The organism is Glutamicibacter sp. NPDC087583 (genome assembly GCF_044743685.1).
Lineage (GTDB): Bacteria > Actinomycetota > Actinomycetes > Actinomycetales > Micrococcaceae > Glutamicibacter.
The window spans coordinates 925,996-950,716 of the sequence record NZ_JBIUWY010000001.1; the positions used below are offsets into that span (position 1 = coordinate 925,996).

The 24,721-nt window shown below is 58.8% G+C and carries 22 protein-coding genes and 1 pseudogene; 16 read left to right on the plus strand and 7 right to left on the minus strand.

Annotated features, from left to right (window positions below):
* Window positions 1-96: 96 nt before the first annotated feature.
* Window positions 97-477: pseudogene (locus ACIOU9_RS04420) on the plus strand (nucleotidyltransferase family protein); the annotation flags it as partial.
* A 6-nt stretch (window positions 478-483) separates the two neighbouring features.
* Here ACIOU9_RS04420 and ACIOU9_RS04425 read toward each other — a convergent pair.
* Window positions 484-924 (minus strand): VOC family protein, encoded by a 441-nt coding sequence (locus ACIOU9_RS04425; RefSeq protein ID WP_105658261.1) that lies wholly within the window; start codon window positions 922-924, stop codon window positions 484-486.
* 259 nt (window positions 925-1,183) lie between these two features.
* Entirely contained in the window at window positions 1,184-2,551 is a 1,368-nt protein-coding gene (locus ACIOU9_RS04430; protein ID WP_402696134.1) for an MFS transporter, read from the minus strand.
* Window positions 2,552-2,631: 80 nt separating this feature from the next.
* Between ACIOU9_RS04430 and ACIOU9_RS04435 the strand changes: the two genes are divergently transcribed.
* From ACIOU9_RS04435 to pdxS, 5 genes are all read left to right on the plus strand, one after another.
* Window positions 2,632-3,267 (plus strand): helix-turn-helix domain-containing protein, encoded by a 636-nt coding sequence (locus ACIOU9_RS04435; RefSeq protein WP_332486082.1) that lies wholly within the window; start codon window positions 2,632-2,634, stop codon window positions 3,265-3,267.
* A 120-nt stretch (window positions 3,268-3,387) separates the two neighbouring features.
* The gene (thrS, locus tag ACIOU9_RS04440; RefSeq protein ID WP_105658264.1) at window positions 3,388-5,403 is read left to right on the plus strand and encodes a threonine--tRNA ligase; all 2,016 of its coding nucleotides are present in this window, start codon (window positions 3,388-3,390) and stop codon (window positions 5,401-5,403) included.
* 23 nt (window positions 5,404-5,426) lie between these two features.
* Complete coding sequence (locus ACIOU9_RS04445; RefSeq protein WP_105661379.1) at window positions 5,427-5,993, plus strand: HIT domain-containing protein; 567 nt, start codon at window positions 5,427-5,429, stop codon at window positions 5,991-5,993.
* Between the two features lie 154 nt (window positions 5,994-6,147).
* The gene (locus ACIOU9_RS04450; RefSeq protein ID WP_105658266.1) at window positions 6,148-6,762 is read left to right on the plus strand and encodes a hypothetical protein; all 615 of its coding nucleotides are present in this window, start codon (window positions 6,148-6,150) and stop codon (window positions 6,760-6,762) included.
* Window positions 6,763-6,959: 197 nt separating this feature from the next.
* A complete protein-coding gene (gene pdxS, locus ACIOU9_RS04455; RefSeq protein ID WP_105658267.1) occupies window positions 6,960-7,862 on the plus strand; it encodes a pyridoxal 5'-phosphate synthase lyase subunit PdxS in 903 nt (300 codons plus the stop codon).
* A 497-nt stretch (window positions 7,863-8,359) separates the two neighbouring features.
* Here the strand turns inward: pdxS and ACIOU9_RS04460 are convergent, their stop codons facing one another.
* A complete protein-coding gene (locus tag ACIOU9_RS04460; protein ID WP_388022128.1) occupies window positions 8,360-10,462 on the minus strand; it encodes a restriction endonuclease in 2,103 nt (700 codons plus the stop codon).
* Between the two features lie 555 nt (window positions 10,463-11,017).
* Between ACIOU9_RS04460 and ACIOU9_RS04465 the strand changes: the two genes are divergently transcribed.
* The 3 genes from ACIOU9_RS04465 to ACIOU9_RS04475 all read left to right on the plus strand — a co-directional run bounded on the left by ACIOU9_RS04465 (window position 11,018) and on the right by ACIOU9_RS04475 (window position 14,517).
* Window positions 11,018-12,766 carry a hypothetical protein gene (locus tag ACIOU9_RS04465; RefSeq protein ID WP_402696136.1) on the plus strand — a complete coding sequence of 583 codons (1,749 nt, stop codon included), beginning with the start codon at window positions 11,018-11,020 and terminating at the stop codon, window positions 12,764-12,766.
* 284 nt (window positions 12,767-13,050) lie between these two features.
* Window positions 13,051-13,929 carry a class II glutamine amidotransferase gene (locus tag ACIOU9_RS04470; RefSeq protein WP_388022124.1) on the plus strand — a complete coding sequence of 293 codons (879 nt, stop codon included), beginning with the start codon at window positions 13,051-13,053 and terminating at the stop codon, window positions 13,927-13,929.
* 27 nt (window positions 13,930-13,956) lie between these two features.
* The gene (locus ACIOU9_RS04475; RefSeq protein ID WP_402696138.1) at window positions 13,957-14,517 is read left to right on the plus strand and encodes a dihydrofolate reductase family protein; all 561 of its coding nucleotides are present in this window, start codon (window positions 13,957-13,959) and stop codon (window positions 14,515-14,517) included.
* 73 nt (window positions 14,518-14,590) lie between these two features.
* Here ACIOU9_RS04475 and ACIOU9_RS04480 read toward each other — a convergent pair whose 3' ends face one another.
* Together ACIOU9_RS04480 and ACIOU9_RS04485 are read right to left on the minus strand one after the other, a co-directional pair.
* Entirely contained in the window at window positions 14,591-15,358 is a 768-nt protein-coding gene (locus tag ACIOU9_RS04480) for a GNAT family N-acetyltransferase (protein ID WP_388022120.1), read from the minus strand.
* Window positions 15,358-17,370, minus strand: a complete 2,013-nt coding sequence (locus tag ACIOU9_RS04485) for a M3 family metallopeptidase (protein WP_402696139.1) — start codon at window positions 17,368-17,370, stop codon at window positions 15,358-15,360. The genes ACIOU9_RS04480 and ACIOU9_RS04485 overlap by 1 nt, the downstream gene beginning before the upstream one ends.
* 76 nt (window positions 17,371-17,446) lie before the next feature.
* Here ACIOU9_RS04485 and ACIOU9_RS04490 point away from each other — a divergent pair, with 76 nt between their 5' ends.
* A complete protein-coding gene (locus tag ACIOU9_RS04490; RefSeq protein ID WP_332727545.1) occupies window positions 17,447-18,664 on the plus strand; it encodes a CapA family protein in 1,218 nt (405 codons plus the stop codon).
* Window position 18,665: 1 nt separating this feature from the next.
* Here the strand turns inward: ACIOU9_RS04490 and ACIOU9_RS04495 are convergent, their stop codons facing one another.
* Both ACIOU9_RS04495 and ACIOU9_RS04500 read right to left on the minus strand, forming a co-directional pair.
* On the minus strand, window positions 18,666-19,301 hold the full coding sequence (locus ACIOU9_RS04495; RefSeq protein WP_332595181.1) for a DUF6226 family protein: 636 nt from the start codon (window positions 19,299-19,301) through the stop codon (window positions 18,666-18,668).
* 43 nt (window positions 19,302-19,344) lie between these two features.
* Window positions 19,345-20,178: an aldo/keto reductase gene (locus tag ACIOU9_RS04500; protein WP_332486101.1), complete on the minus strand. Its 834-nt coding sequence runs from the start codon at window positions 20,176-20,178 to the stop codon at window positions 19,345-19,347.
* A gap of 159 nt (window positions 20,179-20,337) precedes the next feature.
* On the opposite strand from ACIOU9_RS04500, the gene pdxT reads away from it, so the two are divergent.
* From pdxT to yajC, 6 genes are all read left to right on the plus strand, one after another.
* Window positions 20,338-20,949, plus strand: a complete 612-nt coding sequence (gene pdxT, locus ACIOU9_RS04505) for a pyridoxal 5'-phosphate synthase glutaminase subunit PdxT (RefSeq protein WP_105661372.1) — start codon at window positions 20,338-20,340, stop codon at window positions 20,947-20,949.
* Between the two features lie 3 nt (window positions 20,950-20,952).
* Window positions 20,953-21,711 (plus strand): YebC/PmpR family DNA-binding transcriptional regulator, encoded by a 759-nt coding sequence (locus ACIOU9_RS04510; RefSeq protein WP_105658275.1) that lies wholly within the window; start codon window positions 20,953-20,955, stop codon window positions 21,709-21,711.
* Between the two features lie 3 nt (window positions 21,712-21,714).
* A complete protein-coding gene (ruvC, locus tag ACIOU9_RS04515) occupies window positions 21,715-22,314 on the plus strand; it encodes a crossover junction endodeoxyribonuclease RuvC (RefSeq protein WP_105658276.1) in 600 nt (199 codons plus the stop codon).
* 108 nt (window positions 22,315-22,422) lie between these two features.
* Window positions 22,423-23,040: a Holliday junction branch migration protein RuvA gene (ruvA, locus tag ACIOU9_RS04520; protein WP_105661371.1), complete on the plus strand. Its 618-nt coding sequence runs from the start codon at window positions 22,423-22,425 to the stop codon at window positions 23,038-23,040.
* Window positions 23,041-23,066: 26 nt separating this feature from the next.
* Window positions 23,067-24,116, plus strand: coding sequence for a Holliday junction branch migration DNA helicase RuvB (gene ruvB / locus ACIOU9_RS04525; protein ID WP_105661370.1), 1,050 nt, complete (start codon window positions 23,067-23,069; stop codon window positions 24,114-24,116).
* A 187-nt stretch (window positions 24,117-24,303) separates the two neighbouring features.
* Entirely contained in the window at window positions 24,304-24,714 is a 411-nt protein-coding gene (gene yajC, locus ACIOU9_RS04530) for a preprotein translocase subunit YajC (protein ID WP_105661369.1), read from the plus strand.
* The last annotated feature ends 7 nt before the right edge of the window (window positions 24,715-24,721 follow it).

The window sequence follows — 24,721 nt, forward strand, 5'->3', positions numbered from 1 at the left end:
GTTCGCTGACAGGGTTTACCTAACAGATACATCGGGTCCAATAGGAGAGATACCTGATGTGAGGGGAGAACGGGCGTAAGCGCAGATGATTGGTGGCTCACTGCAGGTGCACTATCCCAAACAGTTTGGAACGTGCTCGAAGGCAAAGATCCGCAAAGAGGAATTCGTGACTACGACTTCATCTACTTCGATGAAGATACGTCCTGGGAGGCCGAAGATGCGCTCATTCGTGGAGCCAAAGTACTCTTCAAGGGCATGGACGCAGAAATCGAAGTACGCAACGGAGCATGCGTCCAACTTTGGTACGAAGAGCCCTTTGGGGCGCCGGCTATTCCATTCCTCAGCGTCACGGACGCCATCGACCATTTCGCAGCGAAGGCCTGCTGCTTTGCAGGCACTAGTGATGAGCCTGGGCAAATTAGCACCTATGAACCCTGGCCTGAACGGGAGGCATCAAGGAAGATCACTGAAAACTGATAATTCTCAAACCGAGGAAACATGCCCATCGGCGTCGACGACAAATGATGGGTTGTGCACAAAATCCCAGCGGAAGCCATCCGGATCAGCCACACAAGCACTCTTGCCACCCCACGGCTGCACCGTCGGTTCGGTGACAGAAGTCGCTCCCGCATCCAGCGCTCGCCGGTAGTGTCGGTCCACTTCTGCGTCAGAGTGCACGTTGTGTCCCAGTGAGATCGGTGGCGCCAGCTGGCTATGCCCGACGTCGCCGTACTCGCTGGGCATCTGCTTCACATCCCAGAGGGCGAGCATCAAGCCATAGCCGGCACGGACAAAAGCGATTTCCGGGTGGGCTGGCTGAACCAGCTCAAACCCCAGGCCCTCGGTGTAGAACTTCGTGGAAGCACCGACATCGCGCACTCCGAGGGTAATGGCACTGATGACAGGTGGGGCCGGTTTGTTCATATTCCTAGGGTAGGAGGGGTTGAAAATGAAAGCCATGGGTTTGCGGATCTTCCAAGACTTTTCCTGCCTCCTTATAAATAGATCCATTGCTCGTTGCGCAGCGCTTGATACCTCGCCTGGGCAACTGCATCGTCAGCTTGGTGCGTCAACGCAGAAGCATGGCGGTATCTTTTTTCGCTGCTGAAGATTCGCTTCCGGGCTGATCGCTTGAACCGGGAATCGCTGGGCGACGTGGGATCGGAATTCACTTTGGATACTCCTATTCGGTAGAGGCCGCTGGGGCGGGGGATTGTTGAGGGGCGGATGCGCTGGTGAGTTCGGGCGATGCCGCCATCCAATGCTCAGGAAGGGGTATGCGCCGTACCTGCGGTGAGAGCCAGGCCAAGACTGCTGCTAAGGAAACGAATGCCCCGAAAAATATCAGCGTTGGTCCCATGCCGACCGATTCCAGACCAAATCCGGTAAGCAGCGGAGATAAGGGCAAAGCGGCCAGTGCCATAAAGGTGATTAGGGAATTAGCGCGCCCAGACATTTGCTTCGGAATGGAGGCCATGAAGTATCCACCCACCGCAGCGTTGAGAGCTGGAACGCTGAGGAAGCTGATCATCAGCATGGTCCCCATCCAGAGCAGGTTCGTATTAAACCCGATGAGCAGCATGGCTACACCCAAAATGGTGAGACAGGTGCAGGTCAGTAAACCACTGCGGAATTTATCGATGAGCTTCGTTGCGACCAACGATCCGAACAGCATTCCAACGCCCATGAAGGTAGAAGTTAACCCGATAACCCAGGGTTCTTCGGAACGCTGTTGAAGTCCGTAGATCAGCGTTGTCATCAGCCCGTTGACGCCGATGTTGACGACCGTAATCAAAATCAGCAGAGCGCGCAGCTGTGGCCGGGAAAAGCACCAGTGCATGCCTGCCAGAATTCCGTGGGCCACTTCCTCTTCGGAATCATTGCTGGTGCCATTGGAATCTTGCCCAGATCGCTTGGCTGCCCGCAATGGACGACGCAGTGCAAATCCACTGGCCGCAGCGATCAGATTCAGGACACTGACGATGAGCAGGGCAATGCCACCGCCTAATCCCAGAAGCGCGCCGCCCAGGGGAGCGGAGCCGAGCATCAGCACCGAGTCGCGGCCTTGATTCGCCGCCATCGCGCTGCCGAGCTGTTTGGGGTGTACGAGATCCTTTAGGGCGGCATTGGTTGTCGACCCAAAGTACCCGCCGCGCAGTTCCATAAGGATGTGGGCAAGGCATAAGAATGCAACCGGCAGTGAACCGACGCTGCTGCCCAGGGCCATGACTGCCGTGATTGCAGCACCGGCGAAACTTCCTATGAGAATCATCCGAGCCTTGTCGGTACGATCCGCCATGGCTCCGCCGGCCAAAATTACGCTCGCCCGTGCTGCCATTCCCACTGCGGCCAGGGTTCCGGCCAAAACCGGGGACCCCGTAGCGGACAGCAAGATCAAAGGAAAGATGAACCCGTAAATACTGCCCGACAGCAAGGCCGTTGAGTCCGCCAGCAGCCACATCCGGTAGTTGCGCTGCACGCGCAAAGGCGGCAAAGGCTCCGTGATAATCGCTGTGGTGCCTGATGGATCGTTGGCCTGGATGCTGGTCATGGCACCAACTATAGATTCGCAAATAAAGTTGCGCAATAGAATTTGCGCAACTTTATTTGTGGGATTGCTATGCTGTGCTTATGAGCAACCATGAGCCACCGGTCACATTCACCACCCCCATGCTCAAGGCCATCGCAAACCCCTTGCGTCGGCAAATCCTTGACGCGCTTTCGGCAATGGAAACCGCACGCGCGGCAGACCTCGCGCAGGCTCTTGGCGTACCCGCGAACAAGGTCAGTTTCCATCTGCGTGAGCTGGCCAAAGCCGACATGATCGTTGAAGTTCCGGAACTGGCGCGCGATAGGCGTGACCGCGTATGGAAACCTGCGGCTCGCGGCTATACGACCGGCAAAGTGGGAGAGCGCCCGGAGGACCAGACCGGGACGGCTATGGATGCCTACCTCAGCCAAGTGGTCCATGACGAGCAACGCCGCCTGCAAGCGACGCTTCGGCATGCAGAAAGGCACTATCGCGGCGAAGAGTCCGGGGAGATTAAAGCGCAGATGCAAACGAGCAACCTGATGCTTACCCAAGATGAATGCGACGAACTCATGCGTCGCATGGAAGAAGTGATTCCGGCTTTCCGCGAGGATCTGAAAAACGGTAAAGTCACCAGTTCGCAGCCCGCGGGCGATCGTGAAATCTGGCATGTCATGAGCCTGTTCAACGCAGATTCGCTGTTGAACGAGTCACAAGAGGGCGATCAATCTTCGTAAAACCGGAGGTAAACGCACGCTGAGGTGGGGTCCTGAACTAAACTGGATTCTGGCTGGCTGTGGCCAAGGTATGCCACAAGCTATGAAGCCATCACAGATTGAAAGGTAGAACCCGATCTCATGAGCGAGCAGCTGACTCTCACCATTGACGGCGAGCAGGTACAGGTGGACGCGGGAACGACCGGTCTGCAGCATTTTGCCAACGATAAAGACGTGGTTGTCATGCACGTCGATGGCGTATTGCGCGACCTGGCCCGCGAACTGGAAGCCGGAACCACTGTCACCCGCGTAACCATCAATGATCCAGAAGGATTGGAGGTGCTGCGCCACTCGACCGCCCACGTGATGGCCCAGGCTGTGCAGCAGCTGCGCCCGGACTCCAAGCTGGGAATCGGCCCCTACATCACCGACGGTTTCTACTTCGACTTCGATGTCGAGGACCCATTCACCCCGGAAGACTTGAAGCAGCTGGAAAAGATGATGCAGAAGATCATCAACCAGAACCAGCTCTTTGTCCGCCGCGAAGTTTCCCCGGAGGAAGCCAAGGCTGAAATGGCCAACGAGCCATACAAGTGCGAGCTGTTGGCCAAGGCCGACTCCGCCGACACTTCCGGCGAAGGCGTCACCGTTGAGGTGGCCGCTGGCGAAACCACCATCTACGACAACGTGGACCGCAAGTCCGGCGACACTGTCTGGAAGGACCTGTGCCGCGGACCGCACCTGCCGAACACCAAGCTGATCAAGAACGCCTACGCGCTGACCCGCTCGGCTGCCGCCTACTGGCTGGGCAGCGAGAAGAACAAGCAGCTGCAGCGCATCTACGGCACCGCATGGCCAACCAAGGACGACCTGAAGGCCTACCAGGAGCGCCTGGCCGAAGCCGAGCGCCGCGACCACCGCAAGCTCGGTGCCGAACTGGACCTGTTCTCGTTCCCCGATGAGCTGGGCTCGGGCCTGCCGGTGTTCCACCCCAAGGGCGGCATCATCAAGCGCGAGATGGAAGACTACGTGCGCGACCGCCACGTCGAAGAAGGCTTCCAGTACGTGGGCACCCCGCACATCTCCAAGGATGGGCTGTTCCACACCTCGGGCCACCTGCCGTACTACGCGGACACCATGTTCCCGGCGCTGCACATCGATGAAGAGCGCGATGAAGATGGCAACATCACCAAGCAGGGCCAGGAATACCGCCTGAAGGCCATGAACTGCCCGATGCACAACCTGATCTTCCGCGGCCGCGGACGTTCATACCGTGAATTGCCGCTGCGCCTATTCGAATTCGGCCACGTCTACCGCTACGAGAAGTCCGGCGTGGTCCACGGCCTGACCCGCGTGCGAGGTTTCTCCCAGGATGACAGCCACTCCTACGTCACCAAGGAGCAGGCACCGGCCGAGGTTGAGCACCTGCTGAACTTCATGCTCTCGCTGTTGCGCGACTTCGGCATGGACGACTTCTACCTGGAGCTGTCCACCCGTGATCCGGAGTCGGACAAGTTCATCGGCTCGGATGAGCAGTGGGATGAAGCTACCGCCGTGCTGGAGCGCGTCGCCACCGAATCCGGCGTCGAACTGGTTGCCGACCCAGGCGGAGCCGCATTCTACGGTCCGAAGATCTCGGTCCAGGCCAAGGATGCCATCGGCCGTACCTGGCAGATGGGCACCGTGCAGTACGACTTCAACCAGCCAGCGCGCTTCGGTTTGGAGTACCAGGCTGCCGACGGTTCCCGCCAGGAACCAGTGATGATCCACGCTGCGAAGTTCGGTTCCATCGAGCGCTTCCTGGGCGTGCTCACCGAGCACTACGCAGGTGCCTTCCCCGCATGGCTCTCGCCGGTACAGGTTCGCGCGATCCCAGTGGCCGAGGCTTTCAACGACTACCTCGGTGAAGTTGTTGCCAAGCTCAAGGCGCAGGGTGTCCGCGTGGAACTGGATGACTCGACGGATCGCTTCCCGAAGAAGATCCGCAACGCGTCCAAGGACAAGGTTCCATTCGTGCTCATCGCCGGCGGCGAAGATGCCGATGCAAACGCCGTGTCCTTCCGCTTCCGCGATGGCAGCCAGGAGAACCAGGTTCCAGTCGACGATGCGGTAGCCCGCATCGTTGAAGCCATCAAGAGCCGCGACAACAACAACTAGTTCGGATAGGGAGTCCACCAAGCATGCAGGAACAAGCAGACCGGTCCGTCACCGACGACTTTGAACTCGCCGGAGTGCCGGATTCGTTCCAGCGCCTGTGGACTCCCTACCGGATGGCTTATATCAAGGGCGGGCAGGACCAGGTCAAGGATGAGGCCAGTTGCCCATTCTGCGCCGGTCCTGGGCGTACCGACGAAGAAGCGCTGATCGTGCACCGTGGCAAAACCTGCTACGTGATCCTGAATCTGTTCCCGTACAACCCGGGCCACCTGCTCGTGTGCCCGTACCGCCATGTGCCCAACTACACCGATATCACGGTGGAGGAAACGGCAGAAATGGCAGCGCTGGCGCAGCAGTCAATGCGCGTGCTGCGCAAGGTCTCCAACCCCGCCGGTTTCAACCTGGGCATGAACCAGGGCGAAGCCGGGGGAGCAGGCATCGCCGCGCACCTGCATCAGCACATCGTGCCGCGCTGGAACGGGGATGGGAACTTCTTCCCTATCATCGCGCAGACCAAGGCGATCCCGCAGACCTTGTCCGAGGTTCGCAGTGCCATTGCCGAAGCGTGGGACAGCGAAACCCCGAACTAGGCAATAGCTGGTACTTGGGCCCGAGAGAAAATGGAAATGTTCTGTCGGGCCCAACGTCATTTAATGCAAAAGCCACGATGTTGGCCTGCTGCAATGCAAGATCAAATAGACTGTTGCGGCATGTTGGAGCAACTTCTTCCTGAAATGAGCATCGTTGAATATTCCCAGGTCCCCTGAACCAATCGGCACCATCGAAGAAATCCGCGACTGGATTATTAGTGGATCCGAGCATGAAATGCGTTTCGCCATCCAAGGTGCAGCCCGCTACTCAATCGGCATGATTGATCAGCTGCTCGAAGACCTGAGCTACGAGCATGATGCCAACTGCGACAGGTTCCTGCGCGGTTGGCTCGATACCCTGGATCCGCTGGAACGGCTCGCGGCGGCTGTGGCCACCGAGCACCACTACCAATTGAGCCTAGTTGCGATCTCGCAAGCGGCGGACCGGGCATTGGTGCAGGTGATGGAGTCAGTTAAACCGGCAATCGAGGACCTTGCCAAAAATTTTGAATCCGTCCATCAGCGTGCCAGCGACCCGGACCCCTCCTACACCAAACACTTCACTCCGCGATTGCTGGCATATGCGCAGCAATTGCGCTCCGTAGCCGAAGATATCAACGGCGACGTTCCGCTGGTGCAATTTATGTCTGAGGAAGTGGCGCGCATTGAAGCAGCTAATCCTGAAGGCTACGGTCAGCCAGCAAAATATCAAGTGTCGGATGCAATAGCGTCACGCCAAATATTCACCGGCAAAAAGCACTCTGACTAGTTGTTTAGTAGAGATTGCCAATGTTACGCACTAACTCGTAACTGATGGATAAATCTACTATCTGCCAATTATGACGCAACACGCGAGGTAATAAAGCAAAGCGATCCTACGATTACTGGCGTACCACCTCGCTTATATCCCCGAAATTCTGGGGCAAAAACGAGTCACCGCAGTGTCGAAAGGAACCCCTCCTCACCATGTCTACGAACAACCAGAACTCCGTCGTCGGTTCGGACCGCGTCAAGCGCGGCATGGCCGAAATGCTCAAGGGCGGCGTCATCATGGATGTAGTCACCCCAGAACAGGCACGCATCGCTGAAGATGCAGGTGCCGTGGCCGTCATGGCTCTGGAGCGCGTTCCTGCGGACATCCGTGCCCAGGGTGGCGTCTCGCGCATGAGCGACCCGGACATGATCGACGGCATCATCGCCGAGGTCTCCATCCCGGTAATGGCCAAGGCGCGCATCGGCCACTTTGTCGAGGCGCAGATCCTGCAGTCCCTCGGCGTCGACTACATTGATGAGTCCGAGGTCCTTTCGCCAGCAGATTACGAGAACCACATCGATAAGTGGCCGTTCACCGTGCCATTCGTCTGCGGTGCCACCAACTTGGGCGAAGCACTGCGCCGCATCAACGAAGGTGCCGCGATGATCCGCTCGAAGGGCGAAGCCGGCACCGGCGATGTTTCGAACGCCACCGGGCACATGCGCAAGATCCGTGCTGAGATCGCGAAGCTGGCCGCATTGCCAGAAGACGAACTGTACGTGGCTGCCAAGGAGCTGCAGGCACCGTATGAGCTGGTCAAGGAAATCGCGCAGACCGGAAAGCTGCCGGTGGTGCTGTTCACCGCTGGCGGCATCGCCACCCCGGCCGACGCTGCAATGATGATGCAGCTGGGCGCCGACGGCGTCTTCGTCGGCTCGGGCATCTTCAAGTCCGGCAACCCGGTCCAGCGTGCCGAGGCCATCGTGAAGGCAACCACCTTCTTCGACAACCCGGACGAGCTGGCCAAGATCTCCCGTGGTCTGGGCGAAGCTATGGTCGGCATCAACGTCGCCGATGTGCCGGTACCGCACCGCCTCTCGGAGCGCGGCTGGTAAGCGCCGACGTTCCCAGCATTGCAGGCCCACGCCACCGAATTCCCGGTGGCGTGGGCTTGACGTTCCCAGAGCAGTGAGTCGGGTGGAAACCGTAGTCTAAACGGCGTATCCGTCGATAAAGTTGTCTACAGTTGCATCTTGACAAGCAGTCACATACTAACGCTCCCACCGAGCCAATAAACGTCTGCTGAACATCCATCTCATGTGAGCAGATCGAGTGGGTCATTCCGCATTTTGGACTGAAACAAGGTGTATTGTCCGAGATTCATCGCTGTGTCGTGGAACCTCAGGCCAACCAAGGTCCACTGTCTTGATCTGTGTCGATCCAAAAATGAGTGGGCGTTTGTTCCACACTTTGCGAGTCATCTCGGAGAGACATCCAATTGCTGTTTCTATGAATGGACCAGCCTTCGTCTGGTATGTCTGAGGTGTCACTTGGACAGTCCAACTGATGGGTTCGCTTCATCTGTCGTATATGTTTTCCATGGCACCGTTACTCAAAGTGGCGCTTCGATTGCTTCCGCGATTGCTCGTAGACCTAATGCCGAGGAGCGAGGGCTACCAAGCTCGAAACTAGAAAATTTGGGATCGTTGTTCTCGTTTGTCTTCCGGACCGCACCCGGTGCGAGTTCTTGCAAGGTACTAAGGGCCGAGAGAACTTCACTAACCGAAGGCTTGACTTCACTTCGGCGGCCATCTCTAGATATGTCGCGAGGCGTGATCGGGTCACCTGATTCCTTTGCCTCTTCGGCAAGCTGCCCGACCACGTATGTGAGGACTGCGAGCTCACGTTGTTTGTCGGCAATCGCCTTCATAGTTGCGTCGACACCGCCGTTGGACTCAAATAACGCTCCCGATAATTCAGGTCCGATACCTAGCGCTAGCGCCTTGTCCGCGATGGCTCCAAGCATTGATGCGTCGATGAGAGTCCAGTTACGTGCCCGCGCCATATTCTTGATCGTGTCGCCGACAAACGCTGGGGCAATTACCGCAACGTGATCAGCATGATGTTGAACTTTATGTGATTCAAGTGCAACATCACTGACATCCGTGTGCGAGATGCTACCGCTGGAACGCGATTTGGCTTCGACAATTGAGGTACGTTTTGCACCCTTGTGGTCTCGCCATTTTACGAGTACGTCTGTGGTGCCTGAACCACTAAGTACGCGGGCATCGAATCCCATGAGAGTGAAGGCGTCACTGATTGCCCGTTCAAAGGCCTTCCCAGCCCCTCGTTCTTTCGCCATAGGCGTGCGGGAAAGTTCGTCTAATGACTCGGATAGGCTCGAAGAACAGAAAGCTGACTTGTTGTCTGATGCAGGGATATTTTCTGGATCAGAATCGGGCTGAACTTCTGGTTCTGCCAGGGGTAGCTCTTCGAGAAGAGCTACCCCTGTGGGAGTCGTCCGCAGGCTGCCATATTTCGGTGGCACTATGAGCCCCGTGTCCATAAGGAATGCCGCGATCCAGCGGGACTTATCCACATTTAGACCATGGCGTTTTGCTTCAGCATAGACATCGGCTCGAGTCGCGCCGCCCTCCGCCGCAAGGATCATCTCACCGACGAAACGCATATTGGCGTGAAGAATCCGGATGAAGTTAATGTTGCTGCCTGACTGGAGCCATGCACGAGCCGTAGGGGATGCTTGATATATACCTAGACCCACCTCGACGATGAGTCCCGAAGCTCGTAGGAAGGGCAACATTGAGTCCACGCTGGAACGTCGAAGACTGAATGTGTTGGCGATGAATCCGAGGAGTTCGGAACGACTGAGTGGATCGATCAACGCATTCACGATGACACGTAGATTTTCCACCTTGTTTGAATGAGTAGCCGGGCTCGGCACCCAGATATTGTAAGTGCTCCGAGACGACTGCAAACGAGTTCCATCGCTCAGTTCAGCCAGCAAGTTTTTAATCTGTATTGGCGCGGGCTCTATTGTTTCAACTGGAGCTGCTTCGATTTCAAGTGCTTCCGGGGTGACCAAGCGACAAGCCATCAACATCTCTTGGCCAATAGAAGTGATCATCCACCGTCGACCCGCGGTCGCCTCAATTGCACCGAGGGCATCGAGCCAATCTAGGCGCGCACGAACGCCACCAAGGCTTTTCCAGTCGGTGTGGTAAGCAGCTTTGAGGAATTCATCAACTTCCTCCACGGTTTCTGGTGAACTTGCAATAAAATTCAGTGATTCTGAGAGTAGCCGGAAACATCTTGCTAGTGACGTACCCAGAACGGATGGTGAACCGGTGATTAGATACTCATGGCCGACACCGGTGAGCACTAGTTTGGCGTCTTCCGCTCGAACGAGGCCTGCAGCCTTGAGGAATCTGCTGTACTCGCCCCACGTCAATGGCTCTCGTACGGCTGATGCTCCTGATCGTGATTCGGAATCCTTGAATACTGTGTCAGGTATATTCGGACGGGCATTCATCATGATATCCGCACCCGCTGCTTGCACTTGTGATACCAGCTCGAAAATAAGCTTTAGCCATGCGCGCTTCCCACCATGGAGCGAAGGTAAGCTCGCAGACTGTCTACGCCATAGGGCCCGTTGGTCTTCCACGGGAAAGTTCGCTTCGGTGATTGTCGATGACATGGATCAAGTCTATGGGAAATGATCACAATAATTATGGAAGTCATTTATGTAATCTCGAAATTGATTTGTGAATCTCGAAATGCGCATGAATAGATTGGATTTTGAAGATTGTTTACATGCCTGTTGAACCATAACCGCATGTCGGGAAAGGCATCAAAAGATTTGGGTAAGGCACCAGACCAATCTGTCTAGTTACGATTGGATCGCTGGGAACCGCTGAAGATCTGTTCATTGAACCGATCAGCGCCACGGCAACCGAATGGGCCCCTCGATTAGTCGGTGCCTACATTGCTGCTGTGGGAACAGCTAGGCCTGTTAGTCTCACGGGGCCGCTCGGCAGCGAATGGAGTGAGTCTACGAATTCTTCGAGTTCAACCTCCCGCTATCGGTTTGCCTGGCCCCTACACGACCTAAGAATCTGCCTAGATCGTTGGTCGCTTGTAGCCTTTCGCTTCCCACCCAGAAGCGTACCGTGGCCTGCCGCCGAAGTTTGACCAGGGAAATCAATTGGAGAGCGGATCGCCAGATGCTCGAATTAATTCGTAGTATTGGATCATGCCAACCTATGACTGGCCGCTGATTCAGCAGCGAAGTGGCGACTCGATCGAGTCCCTTATTGCAACCCTCCTGCGCCGCGAATTCGTCGACGCGCGGCAGATTAATCCTTCGCAGGGGGATGGCGGGATCGACATCCTCCGCACATTACCCGACGGAGTTGAGATTTGGCAGGTCAAAGGCTTCACGACGTCGATTTCCAGTAATCAATTCGGCCAGGTCAAGAACTCTTGGAAACGATTCCTTGAGGAGCATGTCAGACCCGGTGGGAAGCCAATTATCCGCTATCACCTGGTCACGCCGTGGACCCCTACTGAGGAACGAGTCGCGGACTTCGACAAGCTCACTGCGGGCGTTGCATTCCCCTGTCAGTGGGCCGGTGATGCCTTCATTTCGGGGTTGGCAGACCGCTTTCCCGAGACTATGCAGCGGTTTACTTACGGTGAGGCGGTGTTGGAACAGTTCATTAGCCAGAAAGCCATGCTCGCTGCCTCGCCAGTTGAAAGGGGAGAGCCGTTGAAGATGCTTGATGCCATAGAGACCCGACAGGACGCACTCGATGCCCTCCGCAACACTATCCACGACAACTATCGGATGGAGCACGGCACCCGCACCGTATCCAGCAATCAGGAAATACCACTGCCTCACGAAGGCGATCCAGCGGTCTTTCACAGGATGACTTACCTTGGAGATTGCCGCTGGAAATACGAATCCGTTGTGCCTCGCACGCCCGAGGCCTCGAAAATTGACCCGATCTTCATGGACGTTGAGTTCCTGACGATTCCCGGGACACCCGAGCATGCCGCAGTCCAGGCTTGGGAAGCGTGGGGTACTGCGTTCAAAGACGTGCGGGTCCGGATAACAACCACAGGTGGTCCATTCGCTCATGAGGAAGCGGTGGAGTCCACAGTCTCCATTTTCGAAAGAAGTCATGCCAACATCCCCTTGCTATATCTGCGGTGTACAGAGAGCAACGGGCAACGCCGGTTCAGGATGCCACTGGAAGTTACCTCCCAAACTGTCGGTTCACAAACGGGCTGGCTGCGTCTGGTTCTCGATACGCCAGAGCGGTCGCTGAACTTAGAGCTGCGTTTCAAACCGGGAGATAACGCAGAAGCGAAAGTTCAAATGGGAAACGTCGATGGGCGTAATCCGGAGTCGGTCTGTGATGAGCTCGAGGAGTTATTTGGCATTCGCGAGAGCGACGTCATGTCCGTGGAAACTGAGGCAGGGAGCGCACTTCTCAGAGCGCATGGTGCTGTCCTCCCCTCTGCACTGGAGGCGATCTATCTTCCCGTCGCCCGTCACCTGACCCTGCTTCAAACACATACGTCTCCTGCACTTGTCATGCCTTCGGTCGTTGAGATCACCGACCGTCAATTCCGGCATCTCTCGCTCCTTGCCACTACGTACGGGGGCATTCCTCATCGCTGGAATTGGACGGAACTTACGTTCCAAGTTCCCGAGGGCGGTTTAGAGGTAGCATCCATTAAGAACGTAGTAACCAACGCTATCGCCGGCCGTGGCACCATCGTGCAGGTGGAAGCGCCCGTCTTCGCTCTCGGGAACCGGACTTACACCGTTGATCATCCCCTCGCGAGTAGTGTGCATTCAGTTCAGCTCGAACAAGGTGTTGACCTTGCAAGGCTAAAATCGGGGGACACGTTCCGGCTCGTGCCCGGAGCGGATGACTCGGTCACAACGGCGAAGGTTGTCGATTGGACTCCTGGAAGCATCCAGTTCGGCTAATTCTCTGCGAACTATTTCGTGAACAGGATGGCCGGGTCTGAGTTCAGCGTGTCCGCAGCCCACCCGTGCTCCAGTGCCAGCATGGGCCTTCGAGTGGCCATTCTGCTGTGGCGGCCCAGGCCAGGATGCACGGCGAACGTACCGAACACCGGCCAATGTCCATCGAGTCTGGCAACGGCGGAATCTGGCACGATGCAAACGGCCCAGGCCGGAATTGTCGGTGGATGCCGCCGGGCGTAGGTTGGTGGAACCCGGAATTCGCGCCGACCACAAGAAGCTGACATGTGCCGCTGGCTTCCTATCGGGGTTCCCCGATCGCCATCGCCGATATTCTCGTGCGTCCCACGCATTCGCTGATCGACCAGAGGCTGCATGCCCGCCAGCTCTACCTTCCCCTGGATGAGCTCGACTCCGGCTTCGCGGACCATGCCTTCCCGACCAACGGCGACGGGCTCGGCATGGCCTGGGCAGGGTACTCGGGAATGCTCGGACAGTACCGGCAGATCGGACCGGCCTCGGACAGCCAGAATCTGCGGCACCTGGCGGCGCAGATCGCCTTAGAATGCATCCTGGCCCATGTGTGCGCGGCGCCGGGCGGGACCATCACCGAGCAGAACTGCCAACCTTTCGTCGATAAGGGCTGGATTTTCCAGCACAACGGGTCAATTCCGGACTTCGACAGGCTCAAGCGCGAACCGACCTTCGACGTGGACCCGGTGCGCTATCCGGGAATACTGGGCAACGCCGATACCGAAGTGTGCTTCTATTCGGCATTGAGCTACGGGCTTGCCGATGATCCGATAGCTGGCCTGTCGCGCATGGTAGCCCGGGTGGAGCAGGCGCGCGCTGAGCATGCGATAGCAGAACCCTTCCGCGCGACCATCTGCGCCTCGGATGGCCATCAGCTGGTCGTGTTGCCCTGGGTTAGTCCGGACGCCGAAGACTCAATCGCGCCCTCGCTCTACCACGCCGACGGGCCGACCATGCTGCTTACCGAAGACGGGCAGGAAGACCGATTGCCGGAAAACGCCCAACTAGTGGTGTCCGAGCCATTGGAACTGCACTGGAGCCGCAATACCTGGCATGAAGTTCCTCCGGGAACCATCGGGGTCATGCGTACCGGAAGAGACCCGGTATTCGCACCCGTGGACCTTGGTATGTAGGTGCATTCCTGTGGCAAACTAAATGCCATGAGCCAGATTATTTTCGACGCGGCAGTAACCCTCAACGGCTATCTGGCAGATGAGAACCACAGCCTGCAGTGGCTCTTTGACGTGCCCGGGGCCCACGAACCCGACCCGGACCTGCTGCCCAAGAACGTCGGCGTTCATATCGAAGGCGCGAATACCTATAAGTGGCTGATCGAGAATGAGCAGTTCATCGAGAACCCGCAGAAGTGGCAGGAATACTATAAGGGGATCACCACCTACGTCTTTACCTCGCGGGACTTGCCGATTCCTGATGGTGCAGACGTGCGCCTGGTTAATGGCCCGGTCAATGAGTTCTTGCCCGAAATCCGCGAGACCGCGGGGGAGAAGAACATCTGGGTGCTCGGCGGAGGGGAGCTTCTTGGGCAATTCCTGGACATCGATGCGCTCGATTCCTTGGCATTGACCATTGCTCCAGCAGCGCTGCCAGCGGGTGCCGCCTTGCTGCCGCGAAGAATTGGCAGCGAGCGATTGGAACTGGCTGAAGCAAGGCAGGCCGGGCCGTTCGCTCGACTTGTCTATAGAGTTCTTCCGAACCGGTGAGCAAGCCTTAATGAACTCAACCGGCCACGGGAAATCCCGGGGCCGGTTGGGGTCCTGCCGTATTAGATGATCCCTACTGCTTCCAGGAGCGCAAGATCATGTGGCGTCCACGACCAAGGAGCTTGAGCCCATTGGCGCTGAAGAAGTCGGCGCTCGACGGCGTGGCGGCAGCGAGCAGCTCCTGCGGTACCTCATCGTCTGGCGGCGACAGCGGATTGATCATTGATCGCGACAGGCCATGGAGCAAGGCAGTGCCAACGCCATGGCGGCGATGTTCCTTGCCTACGGCCAAGGAATGCACCATGAGCTGGCCGTTCAGGCCCTGCTGGGCAAAGCCCCGGCCCACGATCTCTCCCTCGTCGGTACGAGCCAAGGCATGCTCGACGCGGCGCAATGCCGGATGCCCGCTGGAGAGCTGGGTGCTGGTCTCGCGCCAAAGGTTCGTCACATTCAGCTCGGCCGCATCAGCTCCCGTGGCCTCAGGCACGTTATTGCCCAAGCGGATCTTGCCGGTCCAACGATCCATTGGAATGGCCAATGGGCCGGCATGCCAGGAAACCTGGGCATTATCGGAGAAGCCGGTCGCCCTCAGCTCATCCGCGTGGGCGCCTGAGTTAACCCAAGCTTCCACACGCCGGGCGCCGAGCCGATGGCCTTCGGCTAGCGCCGGACGCAGGCCCGCCTGTTCTGGCTGTTCGGGGAACAGCAGGATCAGCCGCTTGCGTACTGGCTGCCATGCCCATGAGCATCCGTGGGTGGTAAAGATCTTGCCGCCGGTGGCGACTGCAAGTGCCTGATGCCAGTGGCTTAGTGCTTCCTGTGCGGAGGCAATAGTGGTCATTATTCTGCGTTCACCAATCCTCGACGGCGCAACAACGGTTCAACCAATGCGGTGCGGCCGCGGAATAATTCGTAGGACTCAAGGGGATCGCGCGTATTTCCGCGCGAAAGCAGTTCCTCACGGAACCGATTACCATTTTCGCGCATTAAGCCCCCATTTTCCTCGAACCACTGCACAGTGTCGGCATCGAGCACCTCACTCCAGATGTAGGAGTAGTAGCCAGCGGAGTATCCATTGGCGAAAATGTGCTGGAAATAACCGGTGCGGTAGCGAGGCGGAATCATTGCGGAGTCGAAGCCGGCGCCCTGAAGCACGTCCTGTTCGAACTGCAGCGGATCCTCGATAACAGTCCCGGCGCTGATGGTGTGCCAGGCCCAATCAAGGACACTGGCGGCAAGGTACTCAGTGGTTGCAAAACCCTGGCCCCATAGCGAAGCCGCGCGGATCTTCTCGATCAGCGCATCGTCCAATACTTCGCCGCTCTGGTGGTGGATAGCATAACCGGATACGACATCCTCGTGGAGCATCCACATCTCGTTGACCTGCGATGGGAACTCCACGAAATCGCGGGGGACCGAGGTGCCAGAAAGCGAAGCGTACTTTCCGCTGGAGAACATCCCGTGCAGCGCATGGCCGAACTCGTGAAACAGCGTATTTGCCTCATCCATGGACAGCAGAACCGGATCACCCGGCGCAGACGGGGTGATGTTCAAGGTGTTGGTGACGATTGGCCGCTCGTCCAGGAACGAAGCGGCATCGCGCAGGCTGGTCATCCATGCACCGCCCTTCTTGGTATTCCTGGTCAGGTAGTCGCCGGTGTAGAGCGCCAGCGGCTTGCCATCGGCGTCGAAAACTTCGAAGACGCGAACATCCTGGTGGTAGGTGGGAAGGTCGAACCGCTCGCTGAAGGTAATGCCAAACAGCTTGGTAGCGGTCGCGAAGACCCCATCGACCAGGACCCGGTCTAATTCGAAGTAGTTGCGCAGTGCCTCGGAATCCACCGAGTACTCCTCACGCAAGACCTGGTTGGAGAAGTATTTCCAATCCCACGCGTTGATTTCGGCACCGGCGATCTTGCCCAGCACCTGGGCTTCCTGGCGGGCATTTGCGGTGGCGGCCTTGGTTAGCTCGGCCAGCCGTTCTTCCACCGCAGCGGTGGAAGGTGCAGTGGCCTGGTCGAGCACGGTTTCTGCATGGTTGGCGAATCCGAGCAGAGCGGCGCGTTCAGCGCGAAGCTGTGCCATTTCGGCGGCCACATGGATGGTCGCGTTTTCCTCGGTGCCACGGCTGATCGAGGCATTGAACACCTTGCGGCGGGACTGGCTTGACGCGAGCGACTCCAGGACCGGTTGCTGGGTAGGCGAAACCAGCGTCAGCAAGTATCCCGATGCGTGGCCTGCTTGCTTGGCGGCTTGCGCAGCGGACTCGATCGCTTGGCTGGAAAGACCTGCGAGTTCCTCAGCATCGTCGAAGTGCACAGCGTGGGCATTCTGATTTTCCAGGACGAGGTCAGCGAACTGCGTGGAAAGCTCAGCGAGTTTGGCGTTCAGTGCCTTCAACTGGTCCTTTTCGGCGTCGCCCAAGCCTGCGCCGGCCAACTGGAAATTCTTCAGTGTTTGCTCGGCTAGACGGGCATCTTCACCCTGGAGACCCTCATAATTCAAAGCTTGTAGACGCAAGTACAAGGTTTGGTTTAGGTAAATCTCATCTTCTTGCCTAGTCCAGATCGAAGAAATCTCCGACTGAATCGCCCGCAGATCTTCGGTGCCGTGGGCGGAAATCACCGAGAAATACGTCATGAGCGCACGGCGCAGGGTCTGCCCGCTGGCTTCCAGCGCCAAGAAAGTGTTCTCAAAAGTGGGAGCCTGGGCATCGTCGATGATGCGCTGCAGCTCCTCACGCTGTTCGGCTGCGCCGAGCCGGACTGCCTCCAGGTAATGCTCAGCGGTGAGCTGGTCGAAGGCTGGCCATTGGTAGGGCCTGGTACTGGGAGTCAGAAGCGGGTTTTGCATAGGCCTAGGTTTTCATGGAAAACGTGATTTAGCTTGCATTTACACCCCAGATGCCCAGCTGAGCTAGGCTCGATGCATGCCCCAACGTGCACTGCCTGCTTTTCTTCCGCTGAGCTCAACGCTGCTGGCCGCATTGCTGATTGGCGGTTGCTCTGCAGTCCCAAGCGATCACGCAGAACCAGCAACCCCGCAGCCTTCCGTCCAGGCCAGCGTTCCTGCCTCGCCGGAACCGGCTCCGAGTTCAGCCATAGCGGATGCCTCGGCCGCACCTTCGGCACCCGAAGAGCTATCGCTGATGGTTACCGGCGATGTACTGCTGCATCCGCAGCTATTGGATGAAGCGAAGCAAGCGGCTGGAGCGGAAACGGGCAACGGCGGCGACTACGATTTCAGCCCCTTGCTTGCGGGCCTGGCACCCTATGTCCAGGACGCAGATGTGGCGCTATGCAATCTGGAAACACCGATTGGTGTCCCTCCGTATTCGGGGTATCCGCGGTTCACGGTCCCAGATCGAATCCTGGCCGACCTCGGCGCTATTGGCTACGACGGATGCACCACTGCCACCAATCACACGGTAGATGCCGGGACGGCCGGAGTAGAGCGAACGCTGGACGCTCTGGAAGCGAATGGGCTTTTCGCGACCGGCTCCTACCGCAGTGAAAAAGAATCCGAGAAGCCATCGATCCTGGACATGGAAGGCGTGAAGCTCGGTGTAGTAACCAGCACCTATTCGCTCAATGGCTTGCCGGAAGAAGCTGACTGGCAAGTCGATACCGGGGTGGATGCGCAGCAACTGATCGCCAGGGGCAAGGCAACGCGCAAGGCGGGAGCGGACATCGTCGTGGCTGCCGTGCACGATGGGGCTGAATACAGCACCGAACCGACAGCGTCCCAGAAAAGGCTCGGTCGAGCCTTGGCAGAGTCCGGTGTCTTCGATTTCATCTACATGCACCACACCCACTCGGTATTGCCCATTGAGAAGCACGACGGAACCTGGATCGTCTACGGTTTGGGCAATTCCGTGGCAAAACACGCCACACCAACCATTCTCAACCGCGAAGGCATCAGCGTAAAGGCAACGTTTACCCAGGGAGCGCCCGGCGAATGGGATGTCAGCGAATTGCGGTGGGTACCGCACCAGCTCTCAAATGAACCTGTGGCCTGGTGCCAAGTCTTCGATGCTGCTGGATGCATACGGGAAGATGAAGCAAAAGCCTCCTTGAAGCGCAGCGAGGCCACAGTGAATGCCTATGGCGCATTCGACGACGGACTTCGAGAGTGGACGCTGGACTGACCTAGCGCAATGGCCAAGGTGCCCACACGCGGCTTGAGGGAAGAATTGCGCGTGCTCTGGCTAGCCGTGCCGGCGATATGTCTTCGAGGCCGCGGGACTGCTCGCCGAATCCTGTCCGGTCAACGTCGAAACAGTGCACGAGGCGGTCCATGCCTCGATCCAGGAACTCGCCGAATCCTCCGGACGCGGCGGCACTCACCTGGATCTCGAGTTCCTCAAGGATTTCTGGGACAACTTCGTCGCATCCATCGCAGCCGCACGGCGGAAATGTCGCGCGGTACAACGCGCCGAGCTCCAGGTGCACCGCGGGAAACGTGGTGAAGACCATGCCCAGTGGCGCGCAGCGCGAATCCATCGGAAATACGCGAACAGAGCGCACCACATGGCCCGGTTGAATCCGCATTTGCCTGGCCAGCCCGGGATCTTCGAAGCAACGCACCTCGAACTGCTCGCGCAGGCAATCCAGCAACGCCTGGGCTACCTGCGGCACCGGGGCAAAGCGTTGCACATGGGAGGTCAGCGAATAGCTCTCCGCTGGAGGCTGCTCATCCCAGCGCTGGCCATAGGGGATCAGCGCACCGTGCTCGTCGAAGTAATCCGCCACTTCGATATCTGGGCGCTGGTAGCCGTGAAGCATGTTTGGGTTCTCCGTTTCTGCCGCATGCAGGTATTGCGGGAATTCAGTGCCCGAACTCATCCGAATCGGTGAAGGGGCCAGCACCGGTATCCATGGCATTGATGGCGGCCATTTCCGCCTGGGTGAGCTGGAAGTCGAAAATGTCCAGGTTCTCGCTCTGCCGCCGCTGGTCTGCCGATTTCGGTGCCGCTGCCCGCCCGGACTGGACATGCCAGCGCAAGGTCACCTGCGCGCTGCTCTTCCCATGCGCTTGGGCGATCCGGACCAGGGCAGGATGTGAAAGGAGTCCAGATTTCTTGCGTCCCAGCGGGGAATAGGATTCCGTCCGAACGCCATGCTCGGTGTTGAAACCTTGCCAATCGACGCTTTGCCGTTCAGGATCAACCTGGATCTGGTTCAGCGCCGGCACGAGCCCCGAATCCAGGACGTTCTGCAGCTGGTAGGGCTTGAAGTTCGAGACTCCCGCAGCCCGGATCTTGCCCTCGTCTACTAGTTTGCCCAGCTCAGTGAAGGCTTCGACATAGGTGTTCTGCGGGGGGTTGGGCCAGTGGATCAAGAACAGATCCACATACTCAAGACCCAAGCGGTCCAGGGAGTTCTCCAACGCCTGGCGCACGCCTTGGGTCGAATGCCATTGCTTGTTGAATTTGGTGGTTACGAAAATTTCATCGCGATGAAGCCGGCTCTGTGCCAGGGCCTTGCCCACGGCGTCCTCATTCTCGTAGTTCTCCGCTGTATCAATGCGGCGGTAGCCCACGTCGAGGGCGGACAGCACCGCTGCGGCCGCCTCGTATCCACGCATGGGCCACGTGCCCAAACCGATCGAGGGCATGCTCACGCCACCGGCAAGTTCGAGGGAAGAAATATCAGCAATCATGTCCTTGAACCTACCAAGTTCCACCACTTGCCGGGAGGCGGCGTCGAAGAATCCGCGACACACCGGGAAACAAAACAGGCGCACGGCGTCTCTGGGTTTAACGTTATTTCGGCGCATTTTTCGTGCTGCCAACCACTGAACACCATGAAGGTTAGAACCATGCCGAAAATAGGCGTCCTCGCTCTGCAAGGGGATTTCCGCGAACATCTGGCCTCTTTGGAACGGCTCGGGCAGCGCACGCACATGGTGCGCACCGTCGTCGATTTGGAGCAGGTTGACGCGCTGGTGATTCCCGGCGGCGAGTCCTCGGTGATTGACCGGCTGTCCCGCAACTACGGGCTAGCTGGTCCCATCAAGGAGCGCATCGCAGCAGGCATGCCAGCCTACGGCTCCTGCGCCGGAATGATCATGCTGGCCGATCGCATCGAGAACCCTGCAATCTCGCGAGATGGCGCGGTACAGCAAAGCTTCGGCGGCATCGACATGACGGTCAAGCGCAACGCGTTCGGGCGCCAGATCGACTCATTCGAGCACCAGCTGGACTTCAACGGGCAAAATCTCGAAGCGGTGTTCATCCGCGCACCGGAAGCCGTGCAAATTGGCCCGGACGTGCAAGTGATCAGCACCGTTCAAGCGGGGACGGATCACGAACAGGGTAGAATTGTTGCAGTACGCCAGGGAAAATTGTTGGCAACCAGCTTTCACCCGGAAGTCACCGGCAGCACCGCTATCCACCAATTTTTCATCAATCTCACGCGAGGAGACGCTTAAAGCATGTCAGGCCACTCCAAATGGGCAACTACCAAGCACAAGAAGGCCGCGATCGACGCCAAGCGCGCCAAGGCCTTCGCAAAATTCATCAAGGGCATTGAAGTTGCCGCCCGTGCCGGCGGCGCCGACATGGCCGGCAACCCGGCACTGGAACTTGCTGTCAGCAAGGCCAAGAAGAACTCCGTGCCGATCAACAACATCGACCGCGCCGTCAAGCGCGGCGCAGGCCTGACCGGCGAGGTCGTCGACTACACCGAGATCATCTATGAAGCACGCGGCCCGCAGGGCTCGGCCCTGCTGATCGAGTGCCTGACCGACAACAAGAACCGTGCAGCCTCCGAGGTGCGCGTGGGCATCACCCGCAACGGCGGCACCATCGCCGACCCGGGTTCGGTCGCCTACCTGTTCAACCGCCAGGGCGTTGTCCGCCTGCCCAAGGGCGAGCTGACCGAAGACGACCTGCTGATGGTCGTGCTGGACGCCGGTGCCGACGAGATCATGGACGAGGACGAGAACTTCGCCATCGTCTGCGACCCTTCGGACCTGCGCGCTGTGGCCGCTGCGCTGGATGAAGCGGACATCGCCTACGAGTCCGACGAAATGGAATTCATTCCATCGATGAAGGTCGACCTGGACGTTGAAGGAGCTCGCAAGTTCCTCAAGCTCTACGACGCGCTGGAAGAACTGGATGATGTCCAGGGCATCTACACCAACGCTGATCTGTCCGACGAGGTTCGCGCCGCGCTGGACGAAGAGCAGTAAGGCTTGGCCTTACGTGTTGTTGGCGTCGATCCCGGCCTGACCCGTTGCGGTCTTGCCGTGGTCGACGTCGCCGCAAACAGGCAAGTTTCGCTGGTCGACGTCACCGTCGCCGGCACCCCTCCGGGCACTCCGCTCGATGCCCGGCTCTTGAAGATCGCCAACGCCATCGACGAATGGCTGGATCTGCATCAGCCCGATGTGCTCGCCTTGGAACGCGTGTTCGCATCGGCGAACGTCTCCACGGTCATCGGCACCGCGCAGGTCACCGGCGTTGTCATCACCGCGGCAGCGCGACGCGGAATACCCGTGGCCCTGCACACGCCGACCGAGGTCAAGGCGGCGGTTACCGGTTCGGGACAGGCCACCAAGGCGGCGATCGGCAAGATGGTTGCCAAGATCTGCCGGCTCGATGAACCGCCTAAGCCTGCCGACGCCGCTGATGCGGTGGCCTTGGCGATTACCCACGGCTGGCGCGGTGCGGCCACCGGCTCGAATGCCTCGGCCTCCGCGGCTAATGCCGGTGGTTCGTCGCAGCTGACCGGTGCGCAGCAGGCGTGGATTGCCGCCGAGGCGTCGGCCAAGCGCCGTGCAGTGCGCCGCTAGCCGGCCAGCACGGCAGCGGCCCCGACCCACCGGGGAACGCGGCGGATCGATATTCGTAGGTATCTTCGATAAACTGGGTTCGATCGAACATATATCCCAAGGAGTGGCATGATCAGCTCATTGACCGGCACCGTGCAGGCGGTAGCCCTGAATACCGCGGTAATTGACGTTAACGGCTTCGGGATGCTGGTCAATGCCACCCCCGGGACGCTGTCCACCCTGCAGGCAGGACGCGAGGCAACGGTATTCACCTCCATGGTGGTCCGCGAGGATTCGATGACCCTCTTCGGCTTCGCTACCGCTGAGGAACGCGATGTCTTCGAGGTCCTGGTTTCCGTATCGGGCATCGGGCCGCGCACAGGCTTGGCCATCTTGGCGGTGCACTCTCCGGAGGAAGTCCGCATCGCGGCGAACACCAAGGACACCGCCGCTTTCACCAAGGTATCGGGCATTGGCCCCAAGGGCGCGAGCCGCATCGTGCTGGAACTGAACGGCAAGCTGATCCCGACTGGCGCGCCAGTGGCTCCGGTTTCCGGCGGCGGCAACGCGAGCGTCTGGGAACCGCAGGTGATCGAGGCGCTGACCGGCCTGGGCTGGAGCGAAAAGGATGCAACCAGCACCCTGAAATCGCTGTCCAAGGCTGATCCAGATGTCGTTGCCACCGGCAACGTCGCAGAAATCTTGCGTGCTGCACTGCGCAGCATGTCCAGCGGAACCCGCGCCTAAGCGGTCTGCGAGAGGATCAACTGATCATGAATGACTCCACCGGGCTCACGAATGCCGGCAGCGAACCCGAGGAACGGGTAATCGAAGCGGCCCTGCGCCCGCGGAACCTCGACGACTTCGTGGGCCAGTCCCGAGTGCGCCAGCAGCTCTCGCTGGTGCTTGAAGCAGCGAAAATCCGCGAACGCACCGCGGACCACGTTCTGCTCTCTGGCCCGCCGGGCCTGGGCAAGACCACCTTGTCGATGATTATCGCCGCCGAGATGAACGCGCCATTGCGCATTTCCTCCGGCCCAGCGATCCAGCATGCCGGTGACTTGGCCGCGATCCTCTCGTCGCTGACCGAAGGCGAGGTGCTGTTCCTCGATGAAATCCACCGCATGTCCCGGCCGGCCGAGGAAATGCTCTACATGGCCATGGAAGACTTCCGCGTAGATATCATCGTCGGAAAGGGCGCCGGCGCCACGGCCATTCCACTGGAGCTTCCGCCCTTCACTCTCGTTGGCGCAACCACGCGCGCCGGACTATTGCCCGGCCCGTTGCGTGACCGCTTCGGCTTCACTGGCCATCTGGAGTTCTACGCGGTCAAGGAGCTTGAACTGGTTTTGCGCCGTTCGGCCATGATGCTTGATCTGAGCGTCACTTCGGCCGCGTTCACCGAGATCGCCGGACGCTCCCGCGGTACGCCCCGTATCGCCAACCGCCTGCTGCGCCGCGTGCGTGACTGGGCGCTGGTGCATAAGCTCGAAGAGATCGATGCCCAAGCGGCCGAGGCCGCCTTGGACATGTACGAGGTCGATGCACGTGGCCTTGATCGCCTGGACCGGGGTGTGCTCGAAGCCTTGTGCACCAAATTCGGCGGGGGACCGGTGGGGCTATCGACCCTGGCCATCGCCGTGGGTGAAGAAACCGAAACCGTCGAAACTGTCGCAGAGCCATACCTGGTGCGTGAAGGGCTGATGGGCCGGACCCCGCGCGGTCGTATTGCCATGCCCGGAGCCTGGGCGCATTTGGGCTTGGCGATGCCAAAGGATGCCATCTTCGCCAGTGCGCAAAGCTATGAAAACGATGAGGATTAGGCAAGCATTACTTCACTGCCCGCGTAAATGGTCTGCCGGTTCACCGTGACGCATTAGACTAAAGACGCCCGACCTATGCCCGTTTCGGGGCGAGGTGGGGCGTCTTTGCTGTATTACGCCAGAAATAGCCGCAACAGCATCCCAGAACTTCAGATCAAATCGCAACAATTCGTTAGCAGGTAAATACGTGAATCCCCTCGTAATCGCTCAGGCCGCTGGTGGCGGCTTCAACCCTTCGCTGATCCTGATGGTCGCGCTGTTCGCAGTGCTGATCTTCATGATGTTCCGTGGCCGCAAGAAGCAGTCCGCCCAGCAGGAGAAGCTGAAGAACAACACCGTGCCAGGCGCCAAGGTGATGACCAACTCGGGTATCTTCGGCACCGTCGTCGGCGTTGACGCAGAGGATCGCGTCCAGGTCGAGGTCGCGCCGGGCGTAGTGCTGAACCTGCACCGCCAGGCCATTGCCACCTTCCTGGACAAGGATGCAGCAACCCCGGCCGTGGCCGACGGCGCTGCAGAATCCACCAGCACCACCGAAACCCCGGAAGAGTCCCTGCGTCGCCTGAACGATGAGGGCAAGGACGAGCGCAACGCCTAAGTCCCGG

Excerpts from the sequence above, each read along its gene's own strand:
- ACIOU9_RS04425 (WP_105658261.1), bottom strand. The coding sequence starts at position 924 with ATGAACAAACCGGCCCCACCTGTCATCAGTGCCATTACCCTCGGAGTG.
- ACIOU9_RS04430 (WP_402696134.1), bottom strand. The coding sequence starts at position 2,551 with ATGACCAGCATCCAGGCCAACGATCCATCAGGCACCACAGCGATTATC.
- ACIOU9_RS04435 (WP_332486082.1), top strand. The coding sequence starts at position 2,632 with ATGAGCAACCATGAGCCACCGGTCACATTCACCACCCCCATGCTCAAG.
- thrS (WP_105658264.1), top strand. The coding sequence starts at position 3,388 with ATGAGCGAGCAGCTGACTCTCACCATTGACGGCGAGCAGGTACAGGTG.
- ACIOU9_RS04445 (WP_105661379.1), top strand. The coding sequence starts at position 5,427 with ATGCAGGAACAAGCAGACCGGTCCGTCACCGACGACTTTGAACTCGCC.
- pdxS (WP_105658267.1), top strand. The coding sequence starts at position 6,960 with ATGTCTACGAACAACCAGAACTCCGTCGTCGGTTCGGACCGCGTCAAG.
- ACIOU9_RS04460 (WP_388022128.1), bottom strand. The coding sequence starts at position 10,462 with ATGTCATCGACAATCACCGAAGCGAACTTTCCCGTGGAAGACCAACGG.
- ACIOU9_RS04465 (WP_402696136.1), top strand. The coding sequence starts at position 11,018 with ATGCCAACCTATGACTGGCCGCTGATTCAGCAGCGAAGTGGCGACTCG.
- ACIOU9_RS04475 (WP_402696138.1), top strand. The coding sequence starts at position 13,957 with ATGAGCCAGATTATTTTCGACGCGGCAGTAACCCTCAACGGCTATCTG.
- ACIOU9_RS04480 (WP_388022120.1), bottom strand. The coding sequence starts at position 15,358 with ATGACCACTATTGCCTCCGCACAGGAAGCACTAAGCCACTGGCATCAG.
- ACIOU9_RS04485 (WP_402696139.1), bottom strand. The coding sequence starts at position 17,370 with ATGCAAAACCCGCTTCTGACTCCCAGTACCAGGCCCTACCAATGGCCA.
- ACIOU9_RS04490 (WP_332727545.1), top strand. The coding sequence starts at position 17,447 with ATGCCCCAACGTGCACTGCCTGCTTTTCTTCCGCTGAGCTCAACGCTG.
- ACIOU9_RS04495 (WP_332595181.1), bottom strand. The coding sequence starts at position 19,301 with ATGCTTCACGGCTACCAGCGCCCAGATATCGAAGTGGCGGATTACTTC.
- ACIOU9_RS04500 (WP_332486101.1), bottom strand. The coding sequence starts at position 20,178 with ATGATTGCTGATATTTCTTCCCTCGAACTTGCCGGTGGCGTGAGCATG.
- pdxT (WP_105661372.1), top strand. The coding sequence starts at position 20,338 with ATGCCGAAAATAGGCGTCCTCGCTCTGCAAGGGGATTTCCGCGAACAT.
- ACIOU9_RS04510 (WP_105658275.1), top strand. The coding sequence starts at position 20,953 with ATGTCAGGCCACTCCAAATGGGCAACTACCAAGCACAAGAAGGCCGCG.
- ruvA (WP_105661371.1), top strand. The coding sequence starts at position 22,423 with ATGATCAGCTCATTGACCGGCACCGTGCAGGCGGTAGCCCTGAATACC.
- ruvB (WP_105661370.1), top strand. The coding sequence starts at position 23,067 with ATGAATGACTCCACCGGGCTCACGAATGCCGGCAGCGAACCCGAGGAA.